Source organism: Micromonospora sp. DH13 (assembly GCF_020873825.1).
GTDB classification, from domain to species: Bacteria; Actinomycetota; Actinomycetes; order Mycobacteriales; family Micromonosporaceae; genus Micromonospora; species Micromonospora haikouensis.
Map to the genome: position 1 here is coordinate 146,459 of NZ_JAHWGR010000001.1, position 24,392 is coordinate 170,850.

Annotated in this window: 22 protein-coding genes and 1 pseudogene; 17 read left to right on the forward strand and 6 right to left on the reverse strand. The window is 73.7% G+C overall.

Annotation, left to right across the window (positions count from 1 at the left end; all coding sequences use genetic code 11):
- Window positions 1-14 precede the first annotated feature (14 nt).
- From egtC to LPA42_RS00665, 7 genes are all read left to right on the forward strand, one after another.
- The gene (egtC, locus tag LPA42_RS00635; protein ID WP_077940133.1) at window positions 15-764 is read left to right on the forward strand and encodes an ergothioneine biosynthesis protein EgtC; all 750 of its coding nucleotides are present in this window, start codon (window positions 15-17) and stop codon (window positions 762-764) included.
- A 55-nt stretch (window positions 765-819) separates the two neighbouring features.
- Entirely contained in the window at window positions 820-1,785 is a 966-nt protein-coding gene (egtD, locus tag LPA42_RS00640) for an L-histidine N(alpha)-methyltransferase (protein ID WP_077940134.1), read from the forward strand.
- A gap of 230 nt (window positions 1,786-2,015) precedes the next feature.
- Window positions 2,016-2,600, forward strand: a complete 585-nt coding sequence (locus LPA42_RS00645) for a TMEM165/GDT1 family protein (RefSeq protein WP_077940135.1) — start codon at window positions 2,016-2,018, stop codon at window positions 2,598-2,600.
- Window positions 2,601-2,668: 68 nt separating this feature from the next.
- Entirely contained in the window at window positions 2,669-3,109 is a 441-nt protein-coding gene (locus LPA42_RS00650) for a DUF1622 domain-containing protein (protein ID WP_077940136.1), read from the forward strand.
- On the forward strand, window positions 3,106-3,411 hold the full coding sequence (locus LPA42_RS00655) for a hypothetical protein (protein WP_091280427.1): 306 nt from the start codon (window positions 3,106-3,108) through the stop codon (window positions 3,409-3,411). Before LPA42_RS00650 ends, LPA42_RS00655 begins: the two co-directional genes overlap by 4 nt.
- Window positions 3,412-3,452: 41 nt before the next feature.
- Window positions 3,453-3,659 (forward strand): hypothetical protein, encoded by a 207-nt coding sequence (locus tag LPA42_RS00660; RefSeq protein ID WP_077940137.1) that lies wholly within the window; start codon window positions 3,453-3,455, stop codon window positions 3,657-3,659.
- 328 nt (window positions 3,660-3,987) lie between these two features.
- Window positions 3,988-5,463: a polysaccharide biosynthesis tyrosine autokinase gene (locus LPA42_RS00665; RefSeq protein WP_077940138.1), complete on the forward strand. Its 1,476-nt coding sequence runs from the start codon at window positions 3,988-3,990 to the stop codon at window positions 5,461-5,463.
- Here LPA42_RS00665 and LPA42_RS00670 read toward each other — a convergent pair.
- Window positions 5,444-5,998 carry a low molecular weight phosphatase family protein gene (locus LPA42_RS00670; RefSeq protein WP_077940139.1) on the reverse strand — a complete coding sequence of 185 codons (555 nt, stop codon included), beginning with the start codon at window positions 5,996-5,998 and terminating at the stop codon, window positions 5,444-5,446. The genes LPA42_RS00665 and LPA42_RS00670 overlap by 20 nt on opposite strands.
- A gap of 114 nt (window positions 5,999-6,112) precedes the next feature.
- Here LPA42_RS00670 and LPA42_RS00675 point away from each other — a divergent pair, with 114 nt between their 5' ends.
- From LPA42_RS00675 to LPA42_RS00685, 3 genes are all read left to right on the forward strand, one after another.
- Window positions 6,113-7,372 (forward strand): glycosyltransferase family 4 protein, encoded by a 1,260-nt coding sequence (locus LPA42_RS00675; protein WP_077940140.1) that lies wholly within the window; start codon window positions 6,113-6,115, stop codon window positions 7,370-7,372.
- An 86-nt stretch (window positions 7,373-7,458) separates the two neighbouring features.
- Entirely contained in the window at window positions 7,459-9,246 is a 1,788-nt protein-coding gene (locus LPA42_RS00680) for a DUF4012 domain-containing protein (RefSeq protein ID WP_096761739.1), read from the forward strand.
- Between the two features lie 16 nt (window positions 9,247-9,262).
- The gene (locus tag LPA42_RS00685; protein WP_077940142.1) at window positions 9,263-9,946 is read left to right on the forward strand and encodes a hypothetical protein; all 684 of its coding nucleotides are present in this window, start codon (window positions 9,263-9,265) and stop codon (window positions 9,944-9,946) included.
- Between the two features lie 82 nt (window positions 9,947-10,028).
- Here LPA42_RS00685 and LPA42_RS00690 read toward each other — a convergent pair whose 3' ends face one another.
- Both LPA42_RS00690 and LPA42_RS00695 read right to left on the reverse strand, forming a co-directional pair.
- On the reverse strand, window positions 10,029-11,462 hold the full coding sequence (locus LPA42_RS00690; protein ID WP_228986217.1) for an MFS transporter: 1,434 nt from the start codon (window positions 11,460-11,462) through the stop codon (window positions 10,029-10,031).
- Window positions 11,459-11,695, reverse strand: coding sequence for a hypothetical protein (locus LPA42_RS00695; RefSeq protein ID WP_043969592.1), 237 nt, complete (start codon window positions 11,693-11,695; stop codon window positions 11,459-11,461). Before LPA42_RS00695 ends, LPA42_RS00690 begins: the two co-directional genes overlap by 4 nt.
- 157 nt (window positions 11,696-11,852) lie before the next feature.
- On the opposite strand from LPA42_RS00695, the gene LPA42_RS00700 reads away from it, so the two are divergent.
- Window positions 11,853-13,001 (forward strand): geranylgeranyl reductase family protein, encoded by a 1,149-nt coding sequence (locus LPA42_RS00700; RefSeq protein ID WP_077940143.1) that lies wholly within the window; start codon window positions 11,853-11,855, stop codon window positions 12,999-13,001.
- A 29-nt stretch (window positions 13,002-13,030) separates the two neighbouring features.
- Entirely contained in the window at window positions 13,031-13,222 is a 192-nt protein-coding gene (locus LPA42_RS00705; protein ID WP_043968958.1) for a hypothetical protein, read from the forward strand.
- Window positions 13,223-13,270: 48 nt separating this feature from the next.
- Here LPA42_RS00705 and LPA42_RS00710 read toward each other — a convergent pair whose 3' ends face one another.
- The 3 genes from LPA42_RS00710 to LPA42_RS00720 form a co-directional block, all read right to left on the reverse strand.
- Complete coding sequence (locus LPA42_RS00710) at window positions 13,271-15,094, reverse strand: bifunctional UDP-sugar hydrolase/5'-nucleotidase (protein WP_077940145.1); 1,824 nt, start codon at window positions 15,092-15,094, stop codon at window positions 13,271-13,273.
- 196 nt (window positions 15,095-15,290) lie between these two features.
- Window positions 15,291-15,953 (reverse strand): nucleotidyl transferase AbiEii/AbiGii toxin family protein, encoded by a 663-nt coding sequence (locus LPA42_RS00715; protein ID WP_228986218.1) that lies wholly within the window; start codon window positions 15,951-15,953, stop codon window positions 15,291-15,293.
- Window positions 15,950-16,342, reverse strand: coding sequence for a hypothetical protein (locus LPA42_RS00720; protein WP_077940146.1), 393 nt, complete (start codon window positions 16,340-16,342; stop codon window positions 15,950-15,952). The genes LPA42_RS00715 and LPA42_RS00720 overlap by 4 nt, the downstream gene beginning before the upstream one ends.
- Before the next feature lie 694 nt (window positions 16,343-17,036).
- On the opposite strand from LPA42_RS00720, the gene LPA42_RS00725 reads away from it, so the two are divergent.
- The 5 genes and pseudogenes from LPA42_RS00725 to LPA42_RS34685 form a co-directional block, all read left to right on the forward strand.
- Window positions 17,037-17,639: a hypothetical protein gene (locus tag LPA42_RS00725; RefSeq protein WP_077940462.1), complete on the forward strand. Its 603-nt coding sequence runs from the start codon at window positions 17,037-17,039 to the stop codon at window positions 17,637-17,639.
- Window positions 17,640-17,867: 228 nt separating this feature from the next.
- On the forward strand, window positions 17,868-19,247 hold the full coding sequence (locus LPA42_RS00730; RefSeq protein WP_144082837.1) for a hypothetical protein: 1,380 nt from the start codon (window positions 17,868-17,870) through the stop codon (window positions 19,245-19,247).
- Between the two features lie 473 nt (window positions 19,248-19,720).
- Window positions 19,721-22,129, forward strand: a complete 2,409-nt coding sequence (locus LPA42_RS00735; protein WP_158229519.1) for a glycosyltransferase — start codon at window positions 19,721-19,723, stop codon at window positions 22,127-22,129.
- Window positions 22,126-23,769: a glycosyltransferase family 39 protein gene (locus LPA42_RS00740; protein WP_144082838.1), complete on the forward strand. Its 1,644-nt coding sequence runs from the start codon at window positions 22,126-22,128 to the stop codon at window positions 23,767-23,769. The genes LPA42_RS00735 and LPA42_RS00740 overlap by 4 nt, the downstream gene beginning before the upstream one ends.
- Window positions 23,770-23,981: 212 nt before the next feature.
- Window positions 23,982-24,320 (forward strand): annotated as a pseudogene (locus LPA42_RS34685) (alkaline phosphatase family protein); the annotation flags it as partial.
- Window positions 24,321-24,392 lie beyond the last annotated feature (72 nt).

The following is a 24,392-nucleotide window of genomic DNA, read 5'->3' on the forward strand; positions in this document are numbered from 1 at the left end:
GCCGGGGCCGCCTGATGTGCCGGCACCTGGCGTACGTCGGGCCGCCGGTGAGCCTGCGCGCCCTGCTGTACGACCCGCCGCACTCCCTGGTGCGGCAGTCCTGGGCGCCCCGGGACATGCGCGGCGGCGGGACCGTCAACGCCGACGGCTTCGGCGTCGGCTGGTACCCGCCCGGCGGCGGCGAGCCGGTGCGCTACCGGCGGGGCACGCCGATCTGGGGCGACGTGACCCTGCCGGGGCTGGCGGCGGCGACCACCAGCGGCGCGGTGCTGGCGGCCGTCCGCTCCGCCACGGTCGGCATGCCGGTGCTCGACACCGCCGCCGCCCCGTTCGCCGAGGGGCCGTGGCTGTTCAGCCACAACGGGGTGGTGCGCGGCTGGCCCGACGCGGTGGCCGCGCTCGCCGGCCGGCTGCCCGTACGCGACCTGCTCACCCTCGACGCGCCGACCGACTCGGCGCTGCTGTGGGCCCTCGTGCGGCACCGGCTGCGGGCGGGCGAGGACCCGGCGCGGGCGGTCGCCGCCACGGTGGCCGAGGTCGCGGCGGCGGCCCCCGGGTCCCGGCTCAACCTGCTGCTCACCGACGGGCGCACCGTCGTGGCCAGCGCCGCGGGCCATGCGCTGTCGGTCCGGCAGACCCCGGGCGCGGTGCTGCTGGCCTCGGAACCGCACGACGACGACCCCGGCTGGCAGGCGGTGCCGGACGGACGGCTGGTGGTGGCCACGGCGGCCGGGGCGCGCGTGGCCGCCCTGCCCGCCGGCTGAGCGGCGACCGGCCCGCACAGGTGGGAAACGACACGACCGACGGAGGGGACACCCGATGAGCGCGGAACCGCTGGAGATCTACCTGGAGGAGCAGGACCTGGGTCGCAGCCTGCGCGACGACGTCCGCACGGGGCTGACCGCGTGGCCGAAGTGGCTGCCGCCGAAGTGGTTCTACGACGCGCGGGGCAGCGAGCTGTTCGAGGAGATCACCCGCCTGCCGGAGTACTACCCGACCCGGGCCGAGCGGTCCGTGCTGGCCGAACGGGCCGGCGAGATCGCCGAGCTGACCGGGGCGAAGACCCTGATCGAGCTGGGCTCCGGCTCGTCGGAGAAGACCCGGCTGCTGCTGGACGCGTTCACCCGGCGCGGCGGGCTGGGCACCTTCGTGCCGCTGGACGTCTCGGTCAGCGCCCTGAAGCAGTCCACCGAGCAGATCGCCACCGACTATCCCGGCCTGCGGGTGCGCGGCATCGTCGGTGACTTCACCCGCCACCTCGACCGGCTGCCCACCGGCGGCCGACGGTTGGTGATCTTCCTCGGCGGCACGATCGGCAACCTGCTGCCCGCCGAGCGGGCCGGCTTCCTCGCCGCCATGCGCGCGTCCCTGGAGCCCGGCGACTGGCTGCTGATCGGCACCGACCTGGTCAAGGACCCGTCGATCGTCGTACCCGCATACGACGACGCCGCCGGGGTGACCGCCGAGTTCAACCGCAACGTGCTGCGGGTGGTCAACCGGGAGCTGGGCGCCGACTTCGACCCGGAGGCGTTCGCGCACGTCGCCCTCTGGGATCCGGAGCGGGAGTGGATCGAGATGCGGCTGCGCGCCGAGCGTCCGGTCCGGGCCCGGGTGCTCGACCTCGACGTGGAGTTCGCCGTCGGGGAGGAACTGCGCACCGAGGTGTCGGCGAAGTTCCGCCCCGAGGGCATCGCCGCGGAACTCGCCGCGGCCGGCTTCACCGCCCGGGAGTTCTGGACCGACGCCGACGGGCTGTTCGGCGTGACCCTGGCCCGCGCCGACTGAGCAGCGGTCCGCGCCGCCCCGGTGCTCAGGCGGCGCCCCCTGGTGGGGTAGGGTGGTGGCGCGAAGGGGAGTAGCCCCCAATGTCGTGGTCGACACACTGGTGCGTTCCGCATCCGGCCACGCGGCCCCACCCTCGGGTGGGGCGGGCGAGACCTTCGACCCAGGCTGTCTACAACAGCCGGGTCGAGGGCGCCCCACACCCCCGGCCCGGTGTTCTCGGGAAGGGTGTCATGGAAGGTTTCCTCGTCGCGCTGGCGGTCAGCTTCGGCGTCATCTTCGTCGCCGAACTCGGCGACAAGTCCCAGCTGATGGCGCTGACGTTCGCCACGCGGTTCAAGCCGATCCCGGTGCTCATCGGCATCACGGTCGCCACCGCCGTCGTCCACCTGGCCTCGGTCGCCATCGGCTACGGGCTGGGCGCCGCCCTGCCCACCGGCTGGATCTCGCTGATCGCCGGCCTCGCGTTCCTCGGGTTCGGCGCCTGGACGCTGCGCGGGGACAAACTCACCGAGGAGGAGAAGCGCAAGGCCGAGCGCGGTGGCAAGTCCGCCGTCGTCGCGGTCGGCGTGGCCTTCTTCCTCGCCGAGCTGGGCGACAAGACGATGCTCGCCACCATCACCCTCGCCACCAGGTACGGCTGGTTCGGCACCTGGCTCGGCTCGACCCTCGGCATGGTGGCCGCCGACGCGCTGGCGATCCTGGTCGGGCGGCTGCTCGGCCGGCACCTGCCCGAGCGCACCATCCGCTACGGCGCGGCGATCCTCTTCGCCATCTGCGGTCTGTGGCTGATCTTCGAGGCCGTCGCCGAGCTCTGACCTTCGAGGCCGTCAGCCGAGCCCGGCTGACGGCGACTACCCACCGGCGGGCCGGGTAACGGCCCCGGGTGAGCTGGGACGACATCCTGCGTACCGGCGACCACCTGGCGGTCGCCGTCGTGGAGGTCGCCGGCGCGGCGGTCATCTTCGTCGGCGCGGTCTGGGCGGCGCTGCGGTTCGTGGCCGAGGGGCTGCGGCACCGCAGCGCCGCCGTCTTCACTCCCATCCGGTTGACCCTCGGCCGGTTCCTCACCCTCGGGCTGGAGTTCCAGCTCGCCGCGGACATCCTGCGTACCGCCGTGTCGCCGACCTTCGACCAGATCGGCAAGCTCGCGGCCATCGCCACCATCCGGACCGCGCTGAACTTCTTCCTGCGCCGCGAGATCGCCCAGGAGCAGCGCCAGATCGATCCCGAGCGGCCGTCGTCGTCGCCGGCACCCGGCCCGTCCGGCACGGCGCAGCCGGCGACTCCCGACCCGTCCGCCCCCGAGCCCGGGGACCGGTCGTGACCGCCCCGCTGCCGTCGGTCGTGACCGCCGCGGCGCTGCTCACCGGCCTGGTGACCCTGGCGACGACCCGGTCGTGGCGGCGCGCGCTGCGCGTGCTGCTGGACCTGTTGACGGCGGCCGGGCTGCTTCGGCTCGCCGGCGACCAGGGTTGGACGCAGCTGGCGGGGGCCGCCGCGGTCGTGGCGCTGCGCACCGCACTGTGGCGGGTGGTCGTGCTCACCGCGCCGGCGGCCGGGGCGCGGCGGCCCGCCGCCGGACAACACCGAGCGCGCTGCGGAGCGGACGATCACGCCTTACGGTGAGCGACAAGAGGCGATTCTGGCGATATATGGAGGTAAAAGGCATGAGTCGGCACGACGAGCCCAACGAGTACGGTTTCGCCGGCGGCGCCACCGCCCCCGAGCCGCCGGCCGGCGGCCGACCCGACGAGCAGGCCCTGGCCGAGGAGGTCGCGGTGCCCGGCGACGACCTCACCGAGCCGTTCAGCGACGCGGTGACCGAGGAGACGGACCAGGCCGAGGAGGACGAGCCGGCCGAGCGTCGCCGCTAAGACATCAGCCGGGGGCCGCCGGGCGCACCGGTGGCCCCCGGCCGTCCGTCCGGAGGCCAGTCCGTGCGCCCTCGTCCGCCGGGCCGTCCCCCGCGTCACCCCGGCCGTCCGAATCGAGTTGGTCCAGCGTACGGAGAAGTCCGCGATAACTGGGCGAGTGCCGATTTCATCCTTATTGCCGTCTTTGGGAGTTTGGATCCTCTACAGTCGGTTCGACCGGATGCGCTGGTGGGGTCGACCGACTGCAACAGGATCGCCCCGTGATTGCTGAGGGAGCTTTGGTGCTTGACATGTCGACCGCACGGACCGGACGGGGGCTTCGCGGCTGATGGACGTTCGTGATTTCCTCCGGACCGTCCGGCGCAGCTGGTGGGTGGTCCTGCTCTCCGTCATGGTGGGCCTCGCGGTGGCCGCGCTGGTCACGGTCCGGACCCCGCCCCGCTACGCGGCCTCGGTGAGCTTCTTCGTCACCACCCCCAACCAGGGCGTCACCGACGCCTACCAGGGCAACGTCTTCATGCAGCAGCGCGTCAAGTCGTACGCCGACCTGCTGCAGAGCGACCGGCTGGCGCAGAAGGTCGTGGGCAAGACCGCGCTCGGGCTGACCGCCGAGGAAGTGCAGGCGCGGGTCAGCGCCGCTGCCATCCCCGACACCGTCCTGCTGCGTGGCACCGTCACCGACACCGACGCCACCCGCGCGCTGCGGCTGACGGAGGCGATCACCGCCCAGTTCATCGAGCTGGTCAAGGAGGTGGAGTCCGCCGGTGAGGGGCGGACCCCGCCGGTCAAGGTCGAGGTGATCAGCGGCCCCCGGGTCGGCTCCAGCCCGGTGTCGCCCAACCCGGCCCGCAACCTGGCCCTCGGCGCGCTCGGCGGCCTGCTCGCCGGCATCGGCCTGGCCCTGTTGCGGACCCGGTTGGACACCCGGCTGCGGGACTCGGTCACCCTCCAGCGCGCCACCGGCAGCCCGCTGCTCGGTGAGATCCCGTTCGACGCCGCCGCCCGCACCGCCCCGCTGATCGTCGGGGACGCGGCCACCACCCCCCGGGCCGAGGCGGTACGCAAGCTGCGCACGAACCTGCGCTTCGTCGACGTGCACGAGCCCGCCCGGGTGATCGCGGTGACCAGCGCGTTGCAGGGGGAGGGGAAGACCACCCTCTCCTGCAACCTCGCCATCGCCCTCGCCGAGGCCGGCTGGCGGGTCGCCCTGGTCGACGCGGACCTGCGCCGGCCGAAGGTGGCCGAGTACCTGGGCATGGAGGCCGGCGTCGGGCTGACCGACGTCCTGCTCGGCGACGTCAACGTGGGCGACGTGGTGCAGCGGTGGGGCGACAAGTCCCTGCTCGTGCTGCCCGCCGGCTCGGTGCCGCCCAACCCCAGCGAGCTGCTCGGCTCCAAGGCGATGGCGGACCTGCTGCTGGTGCTGCGGGAGTCGGCGGACATCGTGGTCATCGACACCGCTCCGCTGCGTACCGTCACCGACGGCGTGGTCGTCGCCGTCCAGGCCGACGGGGCCCTGATGGTCAGCCGTTACGGCCGCACCGACCGTGGTCAGGTCGGCGCCGCCGCGCAGGCGCTCCAGGCGGTCTCCGTGCGGCTGCTGGGCTGCGTGCTGAACATGGCCAAGCTCGGCCGCGCCGAGACCTACCAGTACGAGAACTACCGGGTGGAGGTGCCGGCCGGGCCGGCCGCCGCCCCGCCGAGCCACATGGACACCGCGCCGGCCGCCCGCGGCGGCGGGTTCCCCGGCCCCGAGCAGACGATCCCCGACCCGACGCAGGAACTCACCCGGCTGCCTCGATGAGTGCCGCAACCGGTGCCAGCGATCGCTCGATCTCCTGCGCGCAGCGCCGGAAGTCGGCTGGCCTGCCGCCGATCGGGTCGAGCAGGTCGTCCTCGGCCGGGGCCGCCGGTTGCAGCAGCCCCCGGGCCAGGGCCGCGGCCCGCACCGCCGCCCGCAGCGCACCGACGTCCGCGCCGTCCGGCGTCCCGGCTGCCCCGGCGAGCCGGCCGAACTGGCGCAGGGTGAAGGTGCGGTGCAGGGCGGCGGGGAGCAGGGAGACGCAGGCCGAGCGTTGGCGTCGGGTGGAGGTCAGCACCAGCGCGGCGTCGGACAGGTGGGCGGTGGTCAGCGCCCGACTGCGGAACTCGGCCGGGTCACGCCCCGTCTCGGCGGCCACCTCGGCCGCGTACGGGTGCATGGGCCGCCCGTCCACGGCGTCGGTGCCGGCGCTGGCCACCTCGACCGGCAGCTTCGCCATGAGCTGCCCGGCCAGGTATTCGGCCATGGGCGAGCGGCACAGGTTGGCGTGGCAGACGAACAGGATGCGGTCGGCCATCGGTGGTTCTCCCGGCGTTCTGGTCGCGGTGGGACCCGTGGAATCGTATGCGCCCGCCGGCACGTTCCGTGTCCACGCCGCGCCGGTGGGTCATCGTCGGGCCGGGAGGACCCGGTGAGGATCGGCATCCTGTCCTACCACTTTCCGCCGGAGCCGGCGTTCGTCCCCGGCAGCCTGGCCGAGCAGTTGGCCGCGCGCGGCCACGAGGTCCGCGTGCTGACCGGCTTCCCGGACTATCCCGGCGGTCAGGTCTATCCGGGCTGGCGGCAGCGGTGGCGGTACGAGACCCGCAGCGAGCGGCTCACGGTGCGGCGGGTGCCGCGCTGGTCGGCCGGGGACGCCTCCGTGCGTGCCCGCGTGGCGGGATGGCTCTCCTTCGCCGCGAGCGCCGGCACGATCGGGCGGGGTCACCTGGCCGGCGTCGACGTGCTCTACGTCCACCAGCTCCCCGCCGCGACCTTCGCGGCGGCCGGCCTGCTGCGGCTGCTGGGCGCGGTGCCGACGGTGCTGCACGTGCAGGACGTACACCCGGAGTTGGAGGCACAGGGCGCGACGCCGACGCCGTGGGCCGCCCGGGTGGCCGCCGCCACCCGGTGGCTCTACCGCTCGGCGGACCTGGTCGCGGTCGCCGCGCCCGGCATGCGCGACCTGGTGGTCGCCGGCGGCGCCGATCCGGGGCGGGTGCGGCTGGTGCTCAACTGGACCGACGAGCGGCTGTTCCATCCGGCCGAGCCGACCCGGGAGGCCCGCCGCCTCGTCCGGGGCGACGGGCGTTGCGTGGTGATGCACGCCGGCACCATCGGCGCCCGGCACGGGCTGGAGACGGCCGTGCGCGCCGCCGCGCCGCTGCGCGGCACGATGGACCTGGTCCTGGTCGGCTCGGGCCCGGGCGAGGAGCGGGTCCGGCGGCTCGCCGCGGAGCTGGGCACCGACAACGTCCGGTTCGTCGCGCGGCGCTCGCCGCTGGAGATGGCCGACCTGTACGCCGCCGCCGACTACCAGCTGGTGATGCTGCGCGACCTGCCGGAGCTGCGCGGGACGATTCCCGGCAAGCTGCAGGCCGCGTTCGGCTGCGCGGCGCCGGTGGTGGCGTCGGCGGGCGGCGACACTGTCGAGATCGTGGAGCGCGCCCGGGCCGGGCTGTCCTGCCCGCCGGAGGACTGGGCCACGCTAGCCGACCGCTTCTGGCTGGCCGCCACCATCCCGTCGGCGGCCCGGCTGGAGATGGGCCGCCGCGGCCGGGAGGCGTACCTGCGGGACATGTCGCTGCACGGCGGGGTGGACGCCGTCGAGCGGCTGCTCCACGACGCGGTCGACGCGCGGCGCAGCCGCGGGGCCGCCGCGCGGACGCGCCGGCCGGAACCCCCGGCCTAAATCCACCATAACGGCGCGAAGTGGGCGAAGCGCGTGCTAGAAAATGATGAATCGTCATTTCTGTCCGTTTTCTGAGTGGAGTGGGCGTGAGTGAAACCGAGCAGCCTCGCCGCCGAGGGCGACGGTCCCGGCGGCGAGCCAGGGCCCGCGCCCGTCGTGCCCTGCTCGCCGGCCTGGTCGTCGGTTCGCTGGCGCTGCTGAGCGCCGGCTGGGTGGGCTTCCGGGGCTGGCAGGCCCGCACCCACCTGCTCAACGCCGCCACCCTGGCCCAGCAGCTCAGCTCCGAGGTGGTGGGCGCCGACACCGAGCGGGCCCAACGCACCCTGTCGGCCCTGCAGGTGCAGGCCGGCGCGGCGCGTGACGCCACCGACGACCTGGGCTGGCGGGCGGGGCAGCACACCCCGTTCGCCGGGGACGACCTGACGGCGGTGCGTCAGATCGCGGTGGCCATCGACGACCTCGCCCGGGAGGCCTTCCCCACCCTGCTGCGCACCGACCTGTCGACCCTGCTGCCCGGCAAGGGGCGGCTGGACGTGCCCCGGCTCAAGGCGGTCGCGGCGGAACTCACCGCCACCGACCAGGTGGTCCAGCGCACCCACGCCCGCCTCGCCGCCGTACCCACCGACGCCCTGGTCGCGCCGGTGCGCGACGCCGTGGCCGAGCTGCGTAAACAGCTCGACCAGTTGGCCACCCTCACCCGGGCGGCCGACGGCGCCGCCCGGCTGCTGCCGCCCCTGCTCGGCGCGGCCGGCCCCCGCAGCTACCTGATGGTGTCCCAGAACCCGGCGGAGCTGCGCGCCACCGGCGGGATGTTCGGCGCGTACGCCGTGATCGAGGCCAAGGACGGCCAGCTCCGGATGGGCATCCAGGGCACCAGCGCCCAGCTGGGCCTGTTCGACCCGCCCCTGAAGCTGAAGCCGGAGATCCGCAACCTCTACACCGACCTGCCGGGCATGTACCCGGCGGACGTCAACCTGACCCCGCACTTCCCGACCGCCGCCGCCCTGTTCCGCCAGATGTACCGCGAACGCACCGGCGACACCGTCGACGGCGTCCTCGCGGTCGACCCGGTGGTGCTGTCCTACCTGCTCAAGGTCACCGGCCCCGTCCCGGTGCCGGGCCACACCACCCTGGTCGGCGACAAGGCGGTGCGGACGCTGCTCTCCGACGCCTACCAACGGATGGACGCGGTGGAGCAGGACGAGTTCTTCGCCGCCTCGGCGACGGCCGCCTTCGACACCTTCTTCACCCGCGAGGTGGACCCCCGGGCGTACCTGTCCGTGCTGGACCGGGCCATCACCGAACGGCGCGTGCTGTTCTGGAGCGCCCACCCCGAGGAACAGCGGGTCATCGAGGGCAACCGGCTCGCCGGCTCGCTGCCGGAGAAGGAGGACGTGCCCACCGTCGGCGTCTTCCTCAACGACGGCAGCGGCGCGAAGCTCGGCTACTACCTGCGCCCGGCCGCGACGCTGACCGTCGGGGGGTGCCGCCCCGACGGCCGCCGCGAACTGCGGCTGCGATTCACGCTGCACTCGACCGCGCCGAAGCGCGGGCTGTCGACGTCCGTGCTCGGCCTCGGCCTCGCCGGCGACCCGTACACCGCCCGCACCCTGGTCTCCGTCCACAGCCCGGCCGGCGGCGCGGTGCTGCGCACCCGGCTCGACGGCACGGAAGTGCCCGTCGGCAGCGGCACCGAGCGCCGCCGGCAGGTCGTCGTCGCCAACGTCGAGGTGCGCCCCGGCGCCACCCGGACCCTCGAGGTCGACGTGCTGACCGGCAGGACCGGCAGCGCCACCGGCGACGCCGACCTCTGGCTCACACCGACCGCCACCCCATGGACCACCCACATAGATCCCGCACCACACTGCGATTAGTAGGAGGGAACCCATCATGCGGCTATCCCGCATCATCATGGCGCTCACGATCGGCCTTGCCGTCGTGGCCGCGCCGACCGCGGCGGGGGCGGCGCAGCCGCAGCCGACACCGTCGCCGACCGGCTCACCACAGCCGACACCGTATCCGCCGCAGCCCCCGGTGCTGACGGTGAACCCGTCGACGGTCTACGTCGGCGACACGGTCACCCTCAGCGGTTTCGGGTTCGGGCCGAACGAGGTCGTCGACATCACCGTCACGATCACGCCGCTGGCCGCCGGCCTGCCCGGCCAGTCCACGGTGCGTCGCAGCGACGGCAGCACCGTCGCGATGGCGCCGGTGGCCTACCGGGCGGCGGCACCGACCCACTTCACGGTCGTGACCGACGGGGCGGGGAACTTCACCACCACCTACACGCCGGACACGCCCGGGCAGTACCTGTTCACCGCGGTCGGCCAGACCACGGGCCGGACGGCGAGCGCCACGCTGACCGTGCTTGCGCGGCCCCAGCCGTCGCCGTCGCCGACGTACCACCCGACGCACAAGCCCTGGCCGCCGCACGGCGGAAAGCTGCCCGTGACGGGTGACAACCTGGGCACCCCGCTCGCGGTCGGCGGCGGCCTCGTCGGGGTCGGTGTGGTGCTGATGCTCGCCGGCCTGGCCTGGCGTCGCCGGGCACGCTTCGGCGGGTCGACGCGCTGACCCACGCTGAGCCGGGCAGTGCCCGAGCAGTGAGGACGGCGGTGCCCGTCCGGGAGATCCCGGGCGGGCACCGCCGCTGCCGTCACCCCGTGCGCCCGCCCTCGCCCCGGGCGTGCCAGCGGTCGAACAGGGCGGCGAACAGGCCGAGCGAGATGATCCCCATGGCCAGCAGCAGCGCGTGCCGCACCGCCGGCGACCAGTCCCCGCCGCTGCCGGCCAGCGCCGAGAACAGCACCGAGCCGACGGCGGCGATGCCGGCCGCCGAGCCGATCCGCTGGCCCGTCTGGAGCATGCCGGCGGCGCTGCCCGCCTGCGGCACCGGCACCTGGGCCAGGGTGAGGGTCTGGTTGGGCGTGATGACCAGGCCGCTGCCCAGCCCCGCGACCAGCAGCGGCACGGCCATCAGCAGCGGCACCGACCCGCGCGGGTCACCGCGCAGCACGAACACCACCGCGCCCAGGCCGAGCAGCACGACCAGCAGGCCGGTGGCGACGAGCGGGCGGCCGTACCGGTTGACGATCCGACCGCCGAGGGCCGACGCGGCGGCCGAGCCGAGAGCGAACGGCGTGATCGCCAGGCCCGCGACGAGGGGGCGGTAGCCGAGGCCGTTCTGCAGGTAGAGCGTGAGCACGAAGAAGATCGCGGTGAACCCGCCGAAGTAGAGCAGCGCGATCAGCGAGCCCAGGGCGTACGAGCGGAAGCCGAACAGCCGCAGGTCGAACAGCGGAGCGCCGCGTCGGGCGTACCGGCGTTCCCAGAGCCCGAAGGCGGCCAGCACCGCGAGCCCGGCGGGGACCAGGAGCCACTTCCACGGGCTGTGCCACTGCTCGCGCTGCACCAGCGGCAGCAGCACGAGCACGACACCGACGCCGAGCAGCAGCACCCCGACCGGGTCGAGTCGCCGCCCCTGGGCGGCCCCCGCCGGCTGCGCCGGCAGCAGCCGCCAGCCGAGCACGATCGCGACGATCCCCACCGGTACGTTGACGAAGAAGACCCACCGCCAGCCGTCCTGCTCGCCGCCGGCCTGGATCAGCAGCCCACCGAGCAGCGGTCCGATCGCGGTGGAGATGCCGATGGTCGCGCCGAGCAGCCCGAACGGCCGGCCGCGCTCGGGGCCCCGGAACAGCTGCTGGATCAGGCCGGTGACCTGCGGGTTGACGATCCCGGCGGCCACCCCCTGCAGCAGCCGGGCGGCGACCAGCCAGCCGGGGGACTGGGCCAGCCCGGCCAGGGCGCTGGTCAGCGTGAACAGGGCGATCCCGACGACGAACGCGGTGCGTCGGCCCCGGGCGTCGCCGAACCGCCCGGCCGGCACCAGCACCAGCCCGAACGTGAGGGCGTAGCCGGACAGCACCCACTGCAGGTCGCTCGGCGTCGCGCCGAGCGCCCGGTCGATCGACGGGACCGCCACGTTGACGATGCTCACGTCGAGCAGCGTCATGAAGGCGGCGACCAGGCCGACCCCCAGCGCCTGCCACCGACGTCGCTCGTCGGCCCGGCCCCCCGGCGGGCTCACGCCATCTGACGGGCGCACCAGCGCGGGCCGAAGTCCAGCCCGGCCATCGGGGAGTCCTCCCGGTGCAGCAGGTTCTTCTCCGTCAGCAGCCGCAGGGGAGCGTGCACCTCCTCCTCGGTCAGCCCGGACTCCTGCGCGATCAGGTCCGGGTAGGGCACCTGCCCGCGGATCTCCAGCGCCGCCACCGCCTCGTACACCCGTTCCTCGACGTCCGACAGACGCACCTGCTGCATGGCTTCCTCCTCGGTCACCGCCCGCGCGGCGGGCGGGGCTGCGCTGCGCGGTTACCCGCCGGCCCGCCGTTGATGCCCGCCCGCACACCGGATTCGGCGCGCGGCGTACCGGATGCGCCACCCGGCCTTCCGACCGGCCGTGCCCTAGGCTGCAACGGTGATCAACTGGGACCTTGTCGTCGTCGGCGGCGGCCCCGCCGGGCTCTCCGCCGCCCACGTCGCGGCCACCGCCGGGCTGCGCACCCTGGTCGTCGAGCGCGCCGCGCACCCTCGGTACAAGACCTGCGGCGGCGGGCTGATCGGCACCTCCCTCGCGGCCGTCGCCGGCCGGATCGACGTGCCCGCGCACGACCGGGTGGACCGGGTGACGTTCACCCGCGACGGGCGGCGCGAGTTCACCCGCCGGCACGCCGCCGGGCCGCTGATCGCGATGGTGCGCCGCGACGAGTTCGACGACCGGCTGCGGGCCGCCGCCGTCTCCGCCGGGGCGCAGCTGCGCGAGCGGGTCGCGGTCCGCGCCGTGGAGCAGGACCCCGACGGGGTACGCCTGCGGCTCGCCGACGGCGACGTCGTGCACGCCCGCACGGTGATCGGCGCCGACGGCTCCTCCGGGGTGACCGCCCGGCACGTCGGCGTGCGGTACCGGCAGGTCGACCTCGGCCTCGAACTGGAACTGCCGGTGCCCGAGCCGGAACGGCGTCGCTGGCGCGGCCGGCTGCTGCTGGACTGGGGGGCGATCCCCGGCTCCTACGCGTGGGTGTTCCCCAAGGGCGACACGTTGACCGTCGGGGTCATCGCCGCCCGGGGCGCGGGGGAGCGGACCCGGGCCTACCTGCGCGACTTCGTCGACCGCCTCGGCCTGTCCGGGGTGCACCCGCAGCACGACTCCGGGCACCTGACCCGGTGCCGGGCCGACGACTCGCCGCTGCGCCACGGCCGGGTGCTGGTGGCCGGCGACGCGGCCGGCCTGCTGGAGCCGTGGAGCCGGGAGGGCATCAGCTACGCGCTGCGCTCCGGCGCGCTCGCCGGGGCCGCCGTCGTCGACGGCGACCTGGACGGCTACCAGCGGGCCGTGGACCGGGACCTGACGCCGTCGATGCGCGCCGGGCACCGGCTGCTGGAGGTGTTCTCCCGTCGGCCGGACGTCTTCCACGCCCTGCTGGCCACCCCCGCCGGGTGGCGGATGTTCGTCCGGTTCTGCCTGGGCCGGGCGAGCTTCGACGAGACGCTGACCCGCGCCCCGGTGCGGGCGGCGCTGGCGCTGCTGGACCGGCTCCCGCAGGTTCGCCCGGTGGGGCCGCGATGAGGCATCCTGGGTCGGAGGAGGGCCGAGCCATGAGCGAGTCCGAACCCCCGTTCACCGACGAGGAGTTGGCGTTCCTGCGGCACGTCCGCTTCGGCGAGCTGCCGCCCGCGGTACGCCCCGAGGAGCGCACCGCGGCGACCGAGACCGACCCCCGCCGGGACCGGCCCGACCCGGCGACCAACGCCGACCAGTGGGTCCTGCGCCTCGGCCCCGGCGGCTGAGCGGGCGGCCCCGTCCCCTCAGGACGGGGCCCCCGACCCGGGCCGGGCTCAGGCGTTCGGGAACTCCACCGGGACGCCCGCCCGCACCAGCCGCCAGTTCGGCACGAAGAAGTCGGCCGGGTCGATGGTGCCCCGCTCCTGCGCCCAGTCGATGAGCAACTGCCGGATCTCCTGCTGCGCGTTGTAGACCTGCGGCTTCACGATGCCCGGGAAGTTGCCGCCGCCGCTGCGCCGGTAGTTGTTCACCGCGACCACGAACCGGGCGTCGTCGGCGACCGGGGCGCCGGTGCCGGGCAGGACCAGGCGGGTGATCCGCTGGCCGACCGGCCGGCTGACGTCGATGTCGTAGTCGAGGCCGGAGAAGACGTCGTAGTTGTAGTCCGGCACGGCCGGGTCGCTGATCGTCGCCGGGTCCACCGGCGCACCCACCGCGAGGGTCGTGAAGTACTTCGCCGAGTACTCCAGGTAGGCGCGGACCTCCGCGCCGGTGAGGACCACGGCCTCCAGGGTGTTGTCGTAGACGTACAGCCCGGCCACGTCGCGGATGCGCACGTCACCGGCCGGGAAGACCGCCGTGCGGCTGAACGGCGCCGCGATCGACAGCACCGGCAGGGCCGCGTGCTCCGTGCCGGCCAGCGCCGCCGTGACCACCTCGGTCTGCACGTGGTTGATGAAGTCCAGGATCGGGGTGTCCCTGTACCGCGACTCGGCGGCCGACAGCTCCACCGTCGACCGGGCGACCACCGTGTTGACGTACGAGACGGTTTTGGTGTGCTGGCCGCGCACGGCCGCGAGCACCGCCGGATCCTCGACCACCGTGTTGGTGTTCAGCATGGTCGCGTGCTTCGACACGACCTTCCAGCAGCCCCGCTCGCGGGTGAGCGTGAAGTCCATCCGGGTCAGCCGCTGCCCCCACTTGGACGGCTCGGAGAGCAGCACCTGCGCGCCCGTGCGCGCGTTCGTCACGAACTTCTCGACGACCTCGTTGTGCGCGTGGCCGAAGAGGATCGCGTCGATGCCCGGGACCTGCTCGGCGATCATCGTGCACGGGTTCTCGTTCGGCAGCTCCGGGCCGTAGCTGGAGGTGCCGCTGTCGCCGCCGTGCGCGGAGACGATGACGAGGTCCGCGCCGCGCGCCCGCATCACCGGCACCCACTTTGCGGCGGTCTCCACCATGTCGGCGAAGACCAGCCTGCCCTCGACGTTGCCCTTGTCCCAGATCGCCACGCCCGGGTTGGTGAGGCCGAGGATCCCGACCTTCAGCTTCGGCGCGCCGTGCCCGCCGAGCCGGACCTCCTTGATCACGTACGGCAGGTACGCCGGCTTGCCCGTCGCCTCGTTGACCGCGTTCGCGGCGAGCGCCGGGAAGCCGAGCTGGCCGATCCACTTCGCCAGCAGCGGCAGGCCGTAGTTGAACTCGTGGTTGCCCAGCGTCACCGCGTCGTACTTCAGGATGTTCATCGCGTTCGCCATCGGGTGCGTCTCACCGGTGGTGGTGATCGGCTCCTGCTTGGCGTAGTACGTCGCCAGGGGGGTGCCCTGGATCGTGTCGCCCGCGTCGAGGACCAGGGTCGCCCTGCCCGTGCGCTCGGCGCGGATCTGGTTGACCAGGGTGGCCAGCTTCGCGACGCCGACGTCGTTGTGCTTGCTGTCGTCGTACTCCGCGTCCCGGTAGTAGTCCCAGTTGTAGACGTTTCCGTGGGTGTCCGAGGTGCCCAGGACGGTCAGGTCCCAGGTCTTCGGTCCCCTCGACGGCTTCGGGTCCGTCGACCCGGCCGCCCTGGCCGGGGCGGCGGCGATCAGGGGCGCGGTCGCGGCGGCCGCCGCGACGGCCAGCACCTGGCGGCGCGAAGCGCCGGTGGAGAAGGTCATGAGGTGCCTTTCCAGGGGAAGGGACGCGCCTCGTGGGCGCCGTTGCGCACCATAACGAGCCCCCGTCACTTCTGCCACAGCGGCCCGACGCGCCGCCGGTGCGCTGGGCTCCCGGTCTGCCGCGCCGCCGGTCTGCCGCGCCGCCGGTCTGCCGCGCCGCCGGTCCGCCGCGCCGCCGGGCTCCGCGCGGCGGGCGTCAGCGGGGCCAGTCCGCCAGCCGGGCCCGCAGCCGGGCGACCTGTGCCCCGTCCAGCCCGTAGCGGGCGAAGCGACGATCCGGCAGGCGGTCCAGGTAGTGGCCGGCGGCCCGCACGTCCTCCGGCTCCAGCGCGGGGTCGAGCTGCCGGGCCAGGTCGAGCACCTCCGCGACCGAATAGTGTTCGAGCACCGCCGCCACGTCGATGAAGTCCCGGACCTCCCGCCGGTTGACCAGCGCCGCCGTCTTGTTGGCGACCAGGTCCCGGACGTCCATCACCGGCCCGAGGTCCATCACCACCGGGCTGCGGTTGCGGTCGAGCCGACCCAGACTCAACCGGATCCGACGCGGCCCCCGGCTCACCACGAAGTCCTTCATGTCCCGGTCGAACCCGGCGAACAACTCCGCGAGGTCGCTGTCCGGGTCGGCGTCGCCCACCTCGAACCCGGCGCGCTCCAACGCCGTACGCACCCCGGCCGCCGCGGCGGCGGCGGCCCCCTCGACGTCGGCGAAGAGGTCCACGTCCTCCGTCGGGCGGGAGAACAACCCGTGCGCGGCCCAGGCGACGCCGCCACCGAGCACGAACCGGTGCCGCCCGGCGACCGACAGGGCCACCCGGGCGACCTCACGATAGAAGTCGTCCGGCGGCGCGGCCCCGGTCACGCCGCCGGCAGGGCCCGGTCGCCGGCCCGGACCGCCGGCCCGCCGCCTCCGTGGCGCAGGACCAGGTGGCGTCGCTCCCACGCCTCGCGTACGCCACGGGGCAGGTTGAGCAGGCACCAGACCTGGCGCAGCAGGTGACCGTTGACCAACTGGCGCAGGTCGGCCGCGCGGGTGGTCTCGCGCAGGACGTTCTCGTACATCCAGAGCAGGTCGTCCGGGTCGGCGAGATCGAAGGTGCGGTCCGCGCTCCACATCAGGCGTACGGGCAGCTCGACGACGCCCCGGGTCGGACCCGTCAACTCGGTCAGGGTGGCGGTGACGACAGCAGGGCGGCCCGGACGGGCCAGGAAGGTCCCGCCGGTCATGGTGGGGGAGACGACGCCCTGCATGGTGTCAGGGTAGCGCCTGGCCGGGCCGACACGGCACGACAGGCGCTGCGCGGTCTGCCCGGCCGCCTCGGCGCCGCCTGCGCCTGCGCGGCTGGTTGGCCTGGTGATCGACTCCGTGTCGGCGACATGGCGGCATCAACGCGCCGGGATACCCCCACCTGCCCGGCATCCCGTCACGCCACCAACCGTGTGGGCGGTTTGTCCGACTCGGGCGCGGTGATCGACTTCATGTCGGGCAGGTGGGGGTATCCCGCGTCGTTGATACCCCCACCTGCCCGACATCCCGTCACCTGTTCACCGGATTGGGCGAATTGTCCGACCCGACGGGGTGGTGTGGGGCGGGCCGGGGGTGGGCCGGGTCAGGCCGGGGTCGGGGTGGTGACGGGCGGCACCCTGCGGCCGGAATCCCGGCCGGGGTGGGGGCGTTACACCTGACGGACGACCGCAGCAGCACCCCGGATCCCCCGGATCTGGCAGGGCCCGCCCCCGCCACCCGAGTCATCCCCCGGGAATGGGGGCCGGTCGCCGGTCGTTACACCTGGACCCGGCGCCGCAAGGCAGCCGAACCCCCCCTCCTCCTTCTTCCCCCCGTTGTTCGTTGTTCGGGCGCCTCGACGTGGTGCTCGCACACCCCCGCCATCCCCCTCCGGCGGATGTGGGACGTGTGCCGACCCCCCGGATAGGAGACACCCCCATGAACACGACCATCCTGCGTAAGAGCGTCCTCGGCATCGCCGGACTCGCGTTCGCCGGCGGCCTCGCCGCCGGCCCCCTCAACCACGCCACCACCACCGACACCGGCACTGTCGACGCGCGGCCCGTCGCGGCCGTGCAGGCCGACACGACCACCGACGCCGGGAAGTTGATCCCGCACGGTGTGCAGGGCGCGCAGTCGCGTATCGACCTCGACGCCGAGCAGACCGCCAACGCCAAGGCCATCATCGCCGCCACGAAGAAGACCGGCCTCGACGAGCGCGCCGCGGTCATCTCGATCGGCACCGCCCTGCAGGAGTCGAAGCTGCAGAACCTGGGTCACCTGGGTGACCGCAACGACCACGACTCCCTCGGCCTGTTCCAGCAACGCCCGTCCAGCGGGTGGGGTTCGCCGGAGCAGATCACCGACCCGCAGTATGCGACGACGGCGTTCCTCAAGGGCCTCCGACAGGTCGACGGCTGGCAGGACATGCCGCTGACCGACGCCGCCCAGACGGTGCAGGTCTCCGCCTACCCCGACGCGTACGCGCAGTGGGAGCAGCAGGCCGCCGACCTCGTCGCGCAGCACTGGAACAACAGCTGACACCACACACCCACGCACGCCACCCACCGGCCGGGCCCCTGACACGGGGCCCGGCCGGCGGCGTCTCCACCTCACCCAGCCGAGTGTTAGGAAGGGGCCCCTCCTATACAGAAAGCGTTAACAAGGGGCCCTTCCTTCGGCCGGGGGGAGTTGCGTTCGTCGGTCTGCTGCGTTCTGTCTGATGACGGGTCGCAGCCTGGTCGACCCCACGTCGGCGGGAGCGGGCTGATGTCATGTGCCGCGGTGCTGGTCGTAGGTCTCGTCGCGTGCGGCCAGTTCGCCGCCGGTCCGGCGCGACCGGCTGAGCCGGTCCGGTCGGATGCGGGCAGCACGGTGTCCCGCCCGGCCGTCGGCGACGACTTCTCCCTGGCCGTGGTGCCCGGATCGGCCTCGGCGGTGGCCGGGAGCCTGGTCCAGGCCACGGTGCGGACGGCGGTCACGACCGGGGCGGCGCAGCCGGTCTCCCTCACGGTGGGCGGCCTGCCCGAGGGGACGGCCGCGACCGTGGAGCCGGCGGTGCTCCGCGCCGGCGGGTCGGCCGTGCTGACCGTGCGGACCTCGGTGTCCACCCGCGCCGGCACGTACGACGTGGTGGTCGCCGGTGCCGGCGGGGCGGCCCGGCACACCGTCGTCTTCCGCCTGGTGGTGCGGGCGCCGACGGTGATCAGGGCGGCTTTCTACTATCCGTGGTTCCCGGAGGCCTGGCGGCAGCAGGGCCTGGACCCGTTCACCAACTACGTGCCGTCGCGGGGCCGGTACACCGTCGAGGAGTCGGTGGTGCGGGCTCAGGTCGCGGACATGCGGTACGGCGGGATCGCGATGGGTATCGCGTCGTGGTTCGGCCGGGGCACGGTGACGGACCGGCACTGGCCGGCGATGGTCCGGGCCGCGCAGGGCACCGGGTTCGGCTGGGCGCCCTACTACGAGCCGGAGGGCACGTCCGACCCGACGCCCGAGCGGATCGCCGACGACCTGCACTACCTTCGGGCCACCTACGGCGGGCAGGGCTCGGCGCTGGCGGTGCTGCCCGACCGGGGCATGCCCGTCTTCGTGTACAACGCCGGTGACCTGACGACCGCGCAGGGCTGCGCCACGGTGGACCGCTGGGCCCAGGCCCAGTCGTCGCTCCAGCGGCGGTTCGGGGAGACGGTCCTCGTCAACCTGAAGGTCTTTCCGGGCTACGCGGGCTGTCCTGCGACGGCGCGGGTGGCGGGGTGGCACCAGTACGGTCCGGCCCGGGCGGAACACGACTTCAGCGGTGCCCCCGGTGAGGGCTCGTACACGGTTTCGCCCGGGTTCTGGAAGGCCGGATCGCCGTACGGGCAGGCGCCGTTCCTGTCCCGGGACCGGGCGCGCTGGCGGGCGGGGCTGGCCCGGATGAACGCCTCGGGGGCGCCCTGGCAGTTGGTGACGAGTTACAACGAGTGGGGCGAGGGGACCGCGATCGAGAGTTCCCGGGGCTGCCGAAGCCCCGCACCGGCGGGTACGTGGTGCGACTGGAGCGGCGCCGGCCGGTCCGACTTCATCAGCGACCTGCACGATCAACTGCCGTCGAGTGCGGGGATCGGTGTCGGCGGGCCGGGCGCGGGGGTGGCGGCCCCCCGCTGACCGTCTCCGTGCCCGGGCCGCCCCGCGATTCGGTCACCGCATCCCGCCGTGAGCCGCGACGCCGAAAGGGAATTCTTTTCCCATTCGGCGTCGCGGCATTCTTGTGGAAGTTGCAGCAGGTCGGGTGGGCGCACGAATAGGGGACCTCATTGTTTGGCCTTTATCGTTCGCTCGGCTTTCGTGTACCGGATATCTCCCTGCACATAATGGCTATGTCAATTTGCCGACTGTTCAGGCGTTGGACCTTTCCCGGCCATTTCCCATAGCCTCTGCCGTACCCGAGCGAACTTATGAGTCGACGAATTCTGTCGGCGTCGCACCGCGTACGTGAATCGCATTCCTGCGCTCTTCTGCCGTTTCTCCCAATGACTGTGAATGGCTCCGGGCTGCTCGGGAACCGGAGGCTGGAGAGGTTACCCATGATCGGACACGGGCCGGACGCCCGCGCACGGCAGGCCGTCGGAGAAGAGTCGGTGCCGCGGCCACGCGAGCTGCGCGCCCCGGACGACGCGCCACCGCCCCGGCTGACCGTCATCGTGCCGACCCGCAACGAGGCGGAGAACATCCCCGTGCTGATGGGGCGCCTCGCCCCGTTGCTGGCGCCCCTGCGGGCGGAGCTGTTGTTCGTCGACGACAGCGACGACGGCACCGACGGGGTGATCGCCGTGGCGTCCGCCGAGGCCCCGGTGCCCGTACGGCTGCTGCACAGGCCGCCGGAGGCGCGGACCGGCGGCCTCGGCGGGGCCGTCCTGCTGGGTGCCCGGCACGCCCTCGGCGAGTGGGTCCTGGTCATGGACGCGGACCTGCAGCACCCGCCGGAGTCGGCCGCGACGCTCGCGGCGGTCGCCATGCGGCACGACGTCGACGTCGTGATCGGCACCCGGTATGCCGGCCGGGGCTCCAGCGCCGGCCTGGACGGCCCGCTGCGGGAGGCCACCTCGTCGGCGGCCACCCGGCTGGTGAAGGCCATGTTCCCGCGCCGGCTGGCGACGGTGAGCGACCCGATGAGCGGCCTCTTCGCGTTCCGGCGCGCGGCGGTGCGGCTGGACCGGATGAACCCGCTCGGCTTCAAGGTGCTGCTGGAGCTGCTGGTGCGGCATCCCGGCGCCCGGGTGGCCGAGGTCGCGTACGAGATGGCGCCCCGGCACGAGGGCCGGTCCAAGGCGTCCCTGCGGGAGGGGGTGACGTTCCTGCGGCACCTGTCGCGGCTGCGCGGCCGGCGGCTGGTCGGGCAGATCCGGCGTCGCCCGCGTACCCCGGCCGACCGGGTGCGCCAGCTCGTCCGGATGGTCTGCTTCGGGCTGGTCGGGCTCTCCGGGATGGTGGTGAACACGGCGGCGCTCTGGTTCTTCTACGAACCCGCCAGGCTGCACCACCTGCTGGGCGCGGCGCTGGCCACCCAGCTGTCGACCTCGTGGAACTTCCTGCTGGTGGACAACCTCATCTACCGGCGCACCCGGGTCGGTTCCCTGCCCGCCCGGGCGGTGCGGTTCTTCCTGCTCAACAACGTCCTGCTGCTGCTGCGGCTGCCCGTGCTGCAGGCCCTGGTGTTCGCGGGCGTCGGGGTGCTGGTGGCGAACGCGGCGACCCTGGCGGCGCTGTTCCTGGTCCGCTTCCTCGTCAACGACCAGGTCATCTACGCGGCGCTGGACCGTGGTCGGCGCGACCCGGTCCGGCTGCTGATCGCCTCCGGCGCCGCCGAGGCGGTCACCCCGCCCTCGCGCCATCGCTACCAGTACCTCAAGTACCGCTACGACGTGGCCGGGGTGGTGACCATCGGGTCCCAGATCATGCTGCCGGAGCTGGAGTTCTTCCGCGCCCAGTGGGTCGCCGACGCCGACGTGGACATCGCGGTGCGGGTCAGCGACGTCGGCGGGCGCGGCCCGCAGCGCCGCGCCGCGATGACCCAGTACGCCGACCGGTCGGTGCTGCGCTACGAGGAGCAGCTCGGGCGCCTGGGCGCGAACTTCCGCATCCAGCTCGGCTCGCCCATCGAGATCCAGGTGGGCCCGCTGCTGGCCCGGTCCCCGCACGTGGTCTACACGAACATCGTCGAGGCGTTGCTGCGGTTCGTGATGGTCGCCCGGGGCCACATGCTGCTGCACTCGGCCTGCGTGACCCTCGACGGGGTCGGGGTGATGCTCTCCGCGCTCACCGACACCGGCAAGACCGCCACGGTGCTGCGGCTGCTGCGCGACCACGGCGGGCTGTTCCTCTCCGACGACATGACGATCGTGCGGCCCGACGGCACCGCGACCTGCTTCCCGAAGCCGCTGACCATCAGCGCGCACACGCTGCGGGCCGTGCAGGCGCAGGACCTGACGCCCCGGGAGTGGCGGCGGTTGCAGTGGCAGAGCCGGCTGCACTCCAAGGGCGGCCGGTCGCTGGCGCTGACCCTGGCCCGGTTCAACCTGCCGATCATGGGCATCAACGCCGTCACCCAGCTGCTGGTGCCGCCGCCGAAGTACAGCGTCGACCGGCTGGTGCCGTGCCGCATCGGCACCACGACCCGGGTCGAGGAGCTCTTCGTCATCGAGCGCGGGCGGCCCGCGATGAGCGAACTCGACCACGACGAGACGGTCACCCGGATGATCCGCAACACCGACGACGCGTACGGCTTCCCGCCCTTCCGGTATCTCGCGCCGTCGCTGGCCATCGACGGCCTGCACTACCCGGAGCTGCGCCTGCGGGAGCGGGAGATCCTGGCCGTTTTCCTGTCCCACGTCCGCAGCCGGGTGCTCGTCTCCGACCGGTTCGGCTGGGCCGACGACATCCCCCGGCTGCTGCGCGGCGAGCGCGGGCCGGCGTCGACCCGCGTCGTGCCCGCCCAGGCGTGGCCGCGCTGGAGCGGGGATCTGACGGCCGCCGGGGAGCCCGCGTGAGCCAGCCGGACGCGGTCACGGCCGTCGTGCCGGGCCAGCGCCGGGACCACCCGGACGGCCCGGCCCGCCGCCGGATCCCGCCGCCGGCGGCGTGGCTGCCGGCGCTGACCCGCCGCCGGTGGGCGGTGGCCGCCGCGCTGACCGCGATCGGCGGGCTGGCCCTGCTCGTCCGGTCCTGGCGGATCGACCTCTTCGGCTTCAACAGCGACGAGGTGGTGTACGCGGGGCAGGCCGCCTCCCTGGCCGGCAACCCCGGCTACGCCGACCTGTTCCCGGTGTTCCGGGCGCACCCGATGCTGTTCCAGGCGCTGCTGTCCCCGCTGCTGCGCGTCGGCGAGGTGGGCATGGGCGGCCGGTGGGTCGTCGCGGCGATCGGGGTGCTCACCGTCCTGGCGGTGTACCCGCTCGGGGCGCGCCTCTACGGCCGCCGGGTCGGGCTGCTCGCCGCGCTGCTGCTCGCGGTCATGCCGTACCACGTGATCGTGACCCGGCAGATCCTGCTGGACGGGCCGATGGTGCTGCTCAGCACGCTGACGCTCTACTGCATGGTCCGCTACGTCCAGCGGCAGGAGCTGGCCTGGTATCTGGCCACCGCCGGGATGCTCGGGCTCACCATGCTGGCGAAGGAGACCAGCGTCGTGCTGGCCGGCAGCGTCTACGCGTTCCTGGCGCTGACCCCGCGCGTGCGGCGGCCGGTGCGGGCCACCCTGCTGGCCCTGCCGGTGCTCGCCGTCGTCTTCGCGGCGCACCCCGTATCCCAGGCCCTCGCCGGTGGGTCGAACAGCGGCCGCAACTACCTGGTGTGGCAGCTGTTCCGCCGGCCCAACCATCCCATGTCGTTCTACCTGGAGAACGTGCCGACGGCGATGGGCGTGCTGCTGCTCGTCGCCGCGGCGGGCGGCCTCTGGTGGGCCCGCAGGCGCAACGGCTGGCGGGAGACGCTGCTGCTGTCGTGGATCGCCGTGCCGGTGGTGTTCTTCCAGCTCTGGCCGGTCAAGGGCTTCCAGTACCTGTTGCCGGTGGCGGTGCCGGTGGTGCTGCTCGGCGCGCGGGCCCTGGTCCTGCTGCCGGTGCCGACGCGGCTGCGCTGGCCCGGCCGGGGCGGTCCCGCCCGCCCGGTGCCGGCCCGGGCCGGCTGGCTGGTCCGGCTGGCCGCCGTCGGCCTGGTCGCCTCGACCCTGGCGGCGTCGTCCTGGGACGCGGTGAGCCACCAGGGCAGCTCGACGTTCCTCGCCGGCTCCGGCGGCGTGCCGGGCGGCCGGGAGGCGGGGCACTGGATCACCGAGCACACCCCGGAGGGCTCGGTGATCCTCACCCTCGGCCCCTCGATGTCGAACATCGTGCGGTTCTACAGCCAGCGGCAGAGCTACGGCCTGTCGGTTAGCCCGAACCCGCTGCACCGCAACCCGTCCTACGTGCCGCTGAACAACCCGGACGGGTGGCTGCGCAACAACAATCTGCACTACGTCGTGTGGGACTCGTTCTCCGCGCGGCGGTCCCCCTTCTTCGCCGACCGGCTGATGACGCTCGTCCGCCGGTACCACGGCCGGGTCGTGCACACCGAGTACGTCGGGACCACCGGCGCCTCGGGTCGCGTGACGCCGGTGCCCGTGGTGGTCGTCTACGAGGTGCGTCCATGATCCGTCCGACCCCCGTCCCGCCGTCCGCCGCCGTGCCGCGGTGGGCCCGCCGGACGTCGCTCGTGGTGGCGCTGGCGGGCCTGGCCCTGTCGGCCTGCCCGGCGGCGGCGCTGGCCCGACCCGCGCCGACCCCGAGCGCGTCAGCCCCGGCCCCCGGCGCGCCGGCCCCGTCCCCCCGCACGACCACGCCCGTCGAGCACTTCGTCTTCCTCATGCAGGAGAACCACACCTTCGACAACTACTTCGGCACCCGACCCGGCGTCGACGGATACCCGAAGGACGTCTGCATGCCGGTCAAGCGGGGCGTGCCGGAGCCCTGCGTCACGCCGTTCCACATCGGCAAGCTCGGCGCGATCGACCTGGACCACTCCGCCGAGGCGTTCCGCGTCCAGTACAACGGCGGCCGGATGGACGGCTTCGTCGAGGGGGTGAGCAAGCAGGGCAAGGACGGCCGGATGGCGATGGCCTACTACGACGAGCGGGACCTGCCCTACTACTGGAACATCGCCGACGAGTACGTGCTGTTCGACCGCTTCTTCAGCTCCTCCAACTCCGGCAGCATCCGCAACCACATGTACCGGGTGACCGGCGGGCCGGGCGCCGCCGGCAAGGCCGAGACCATC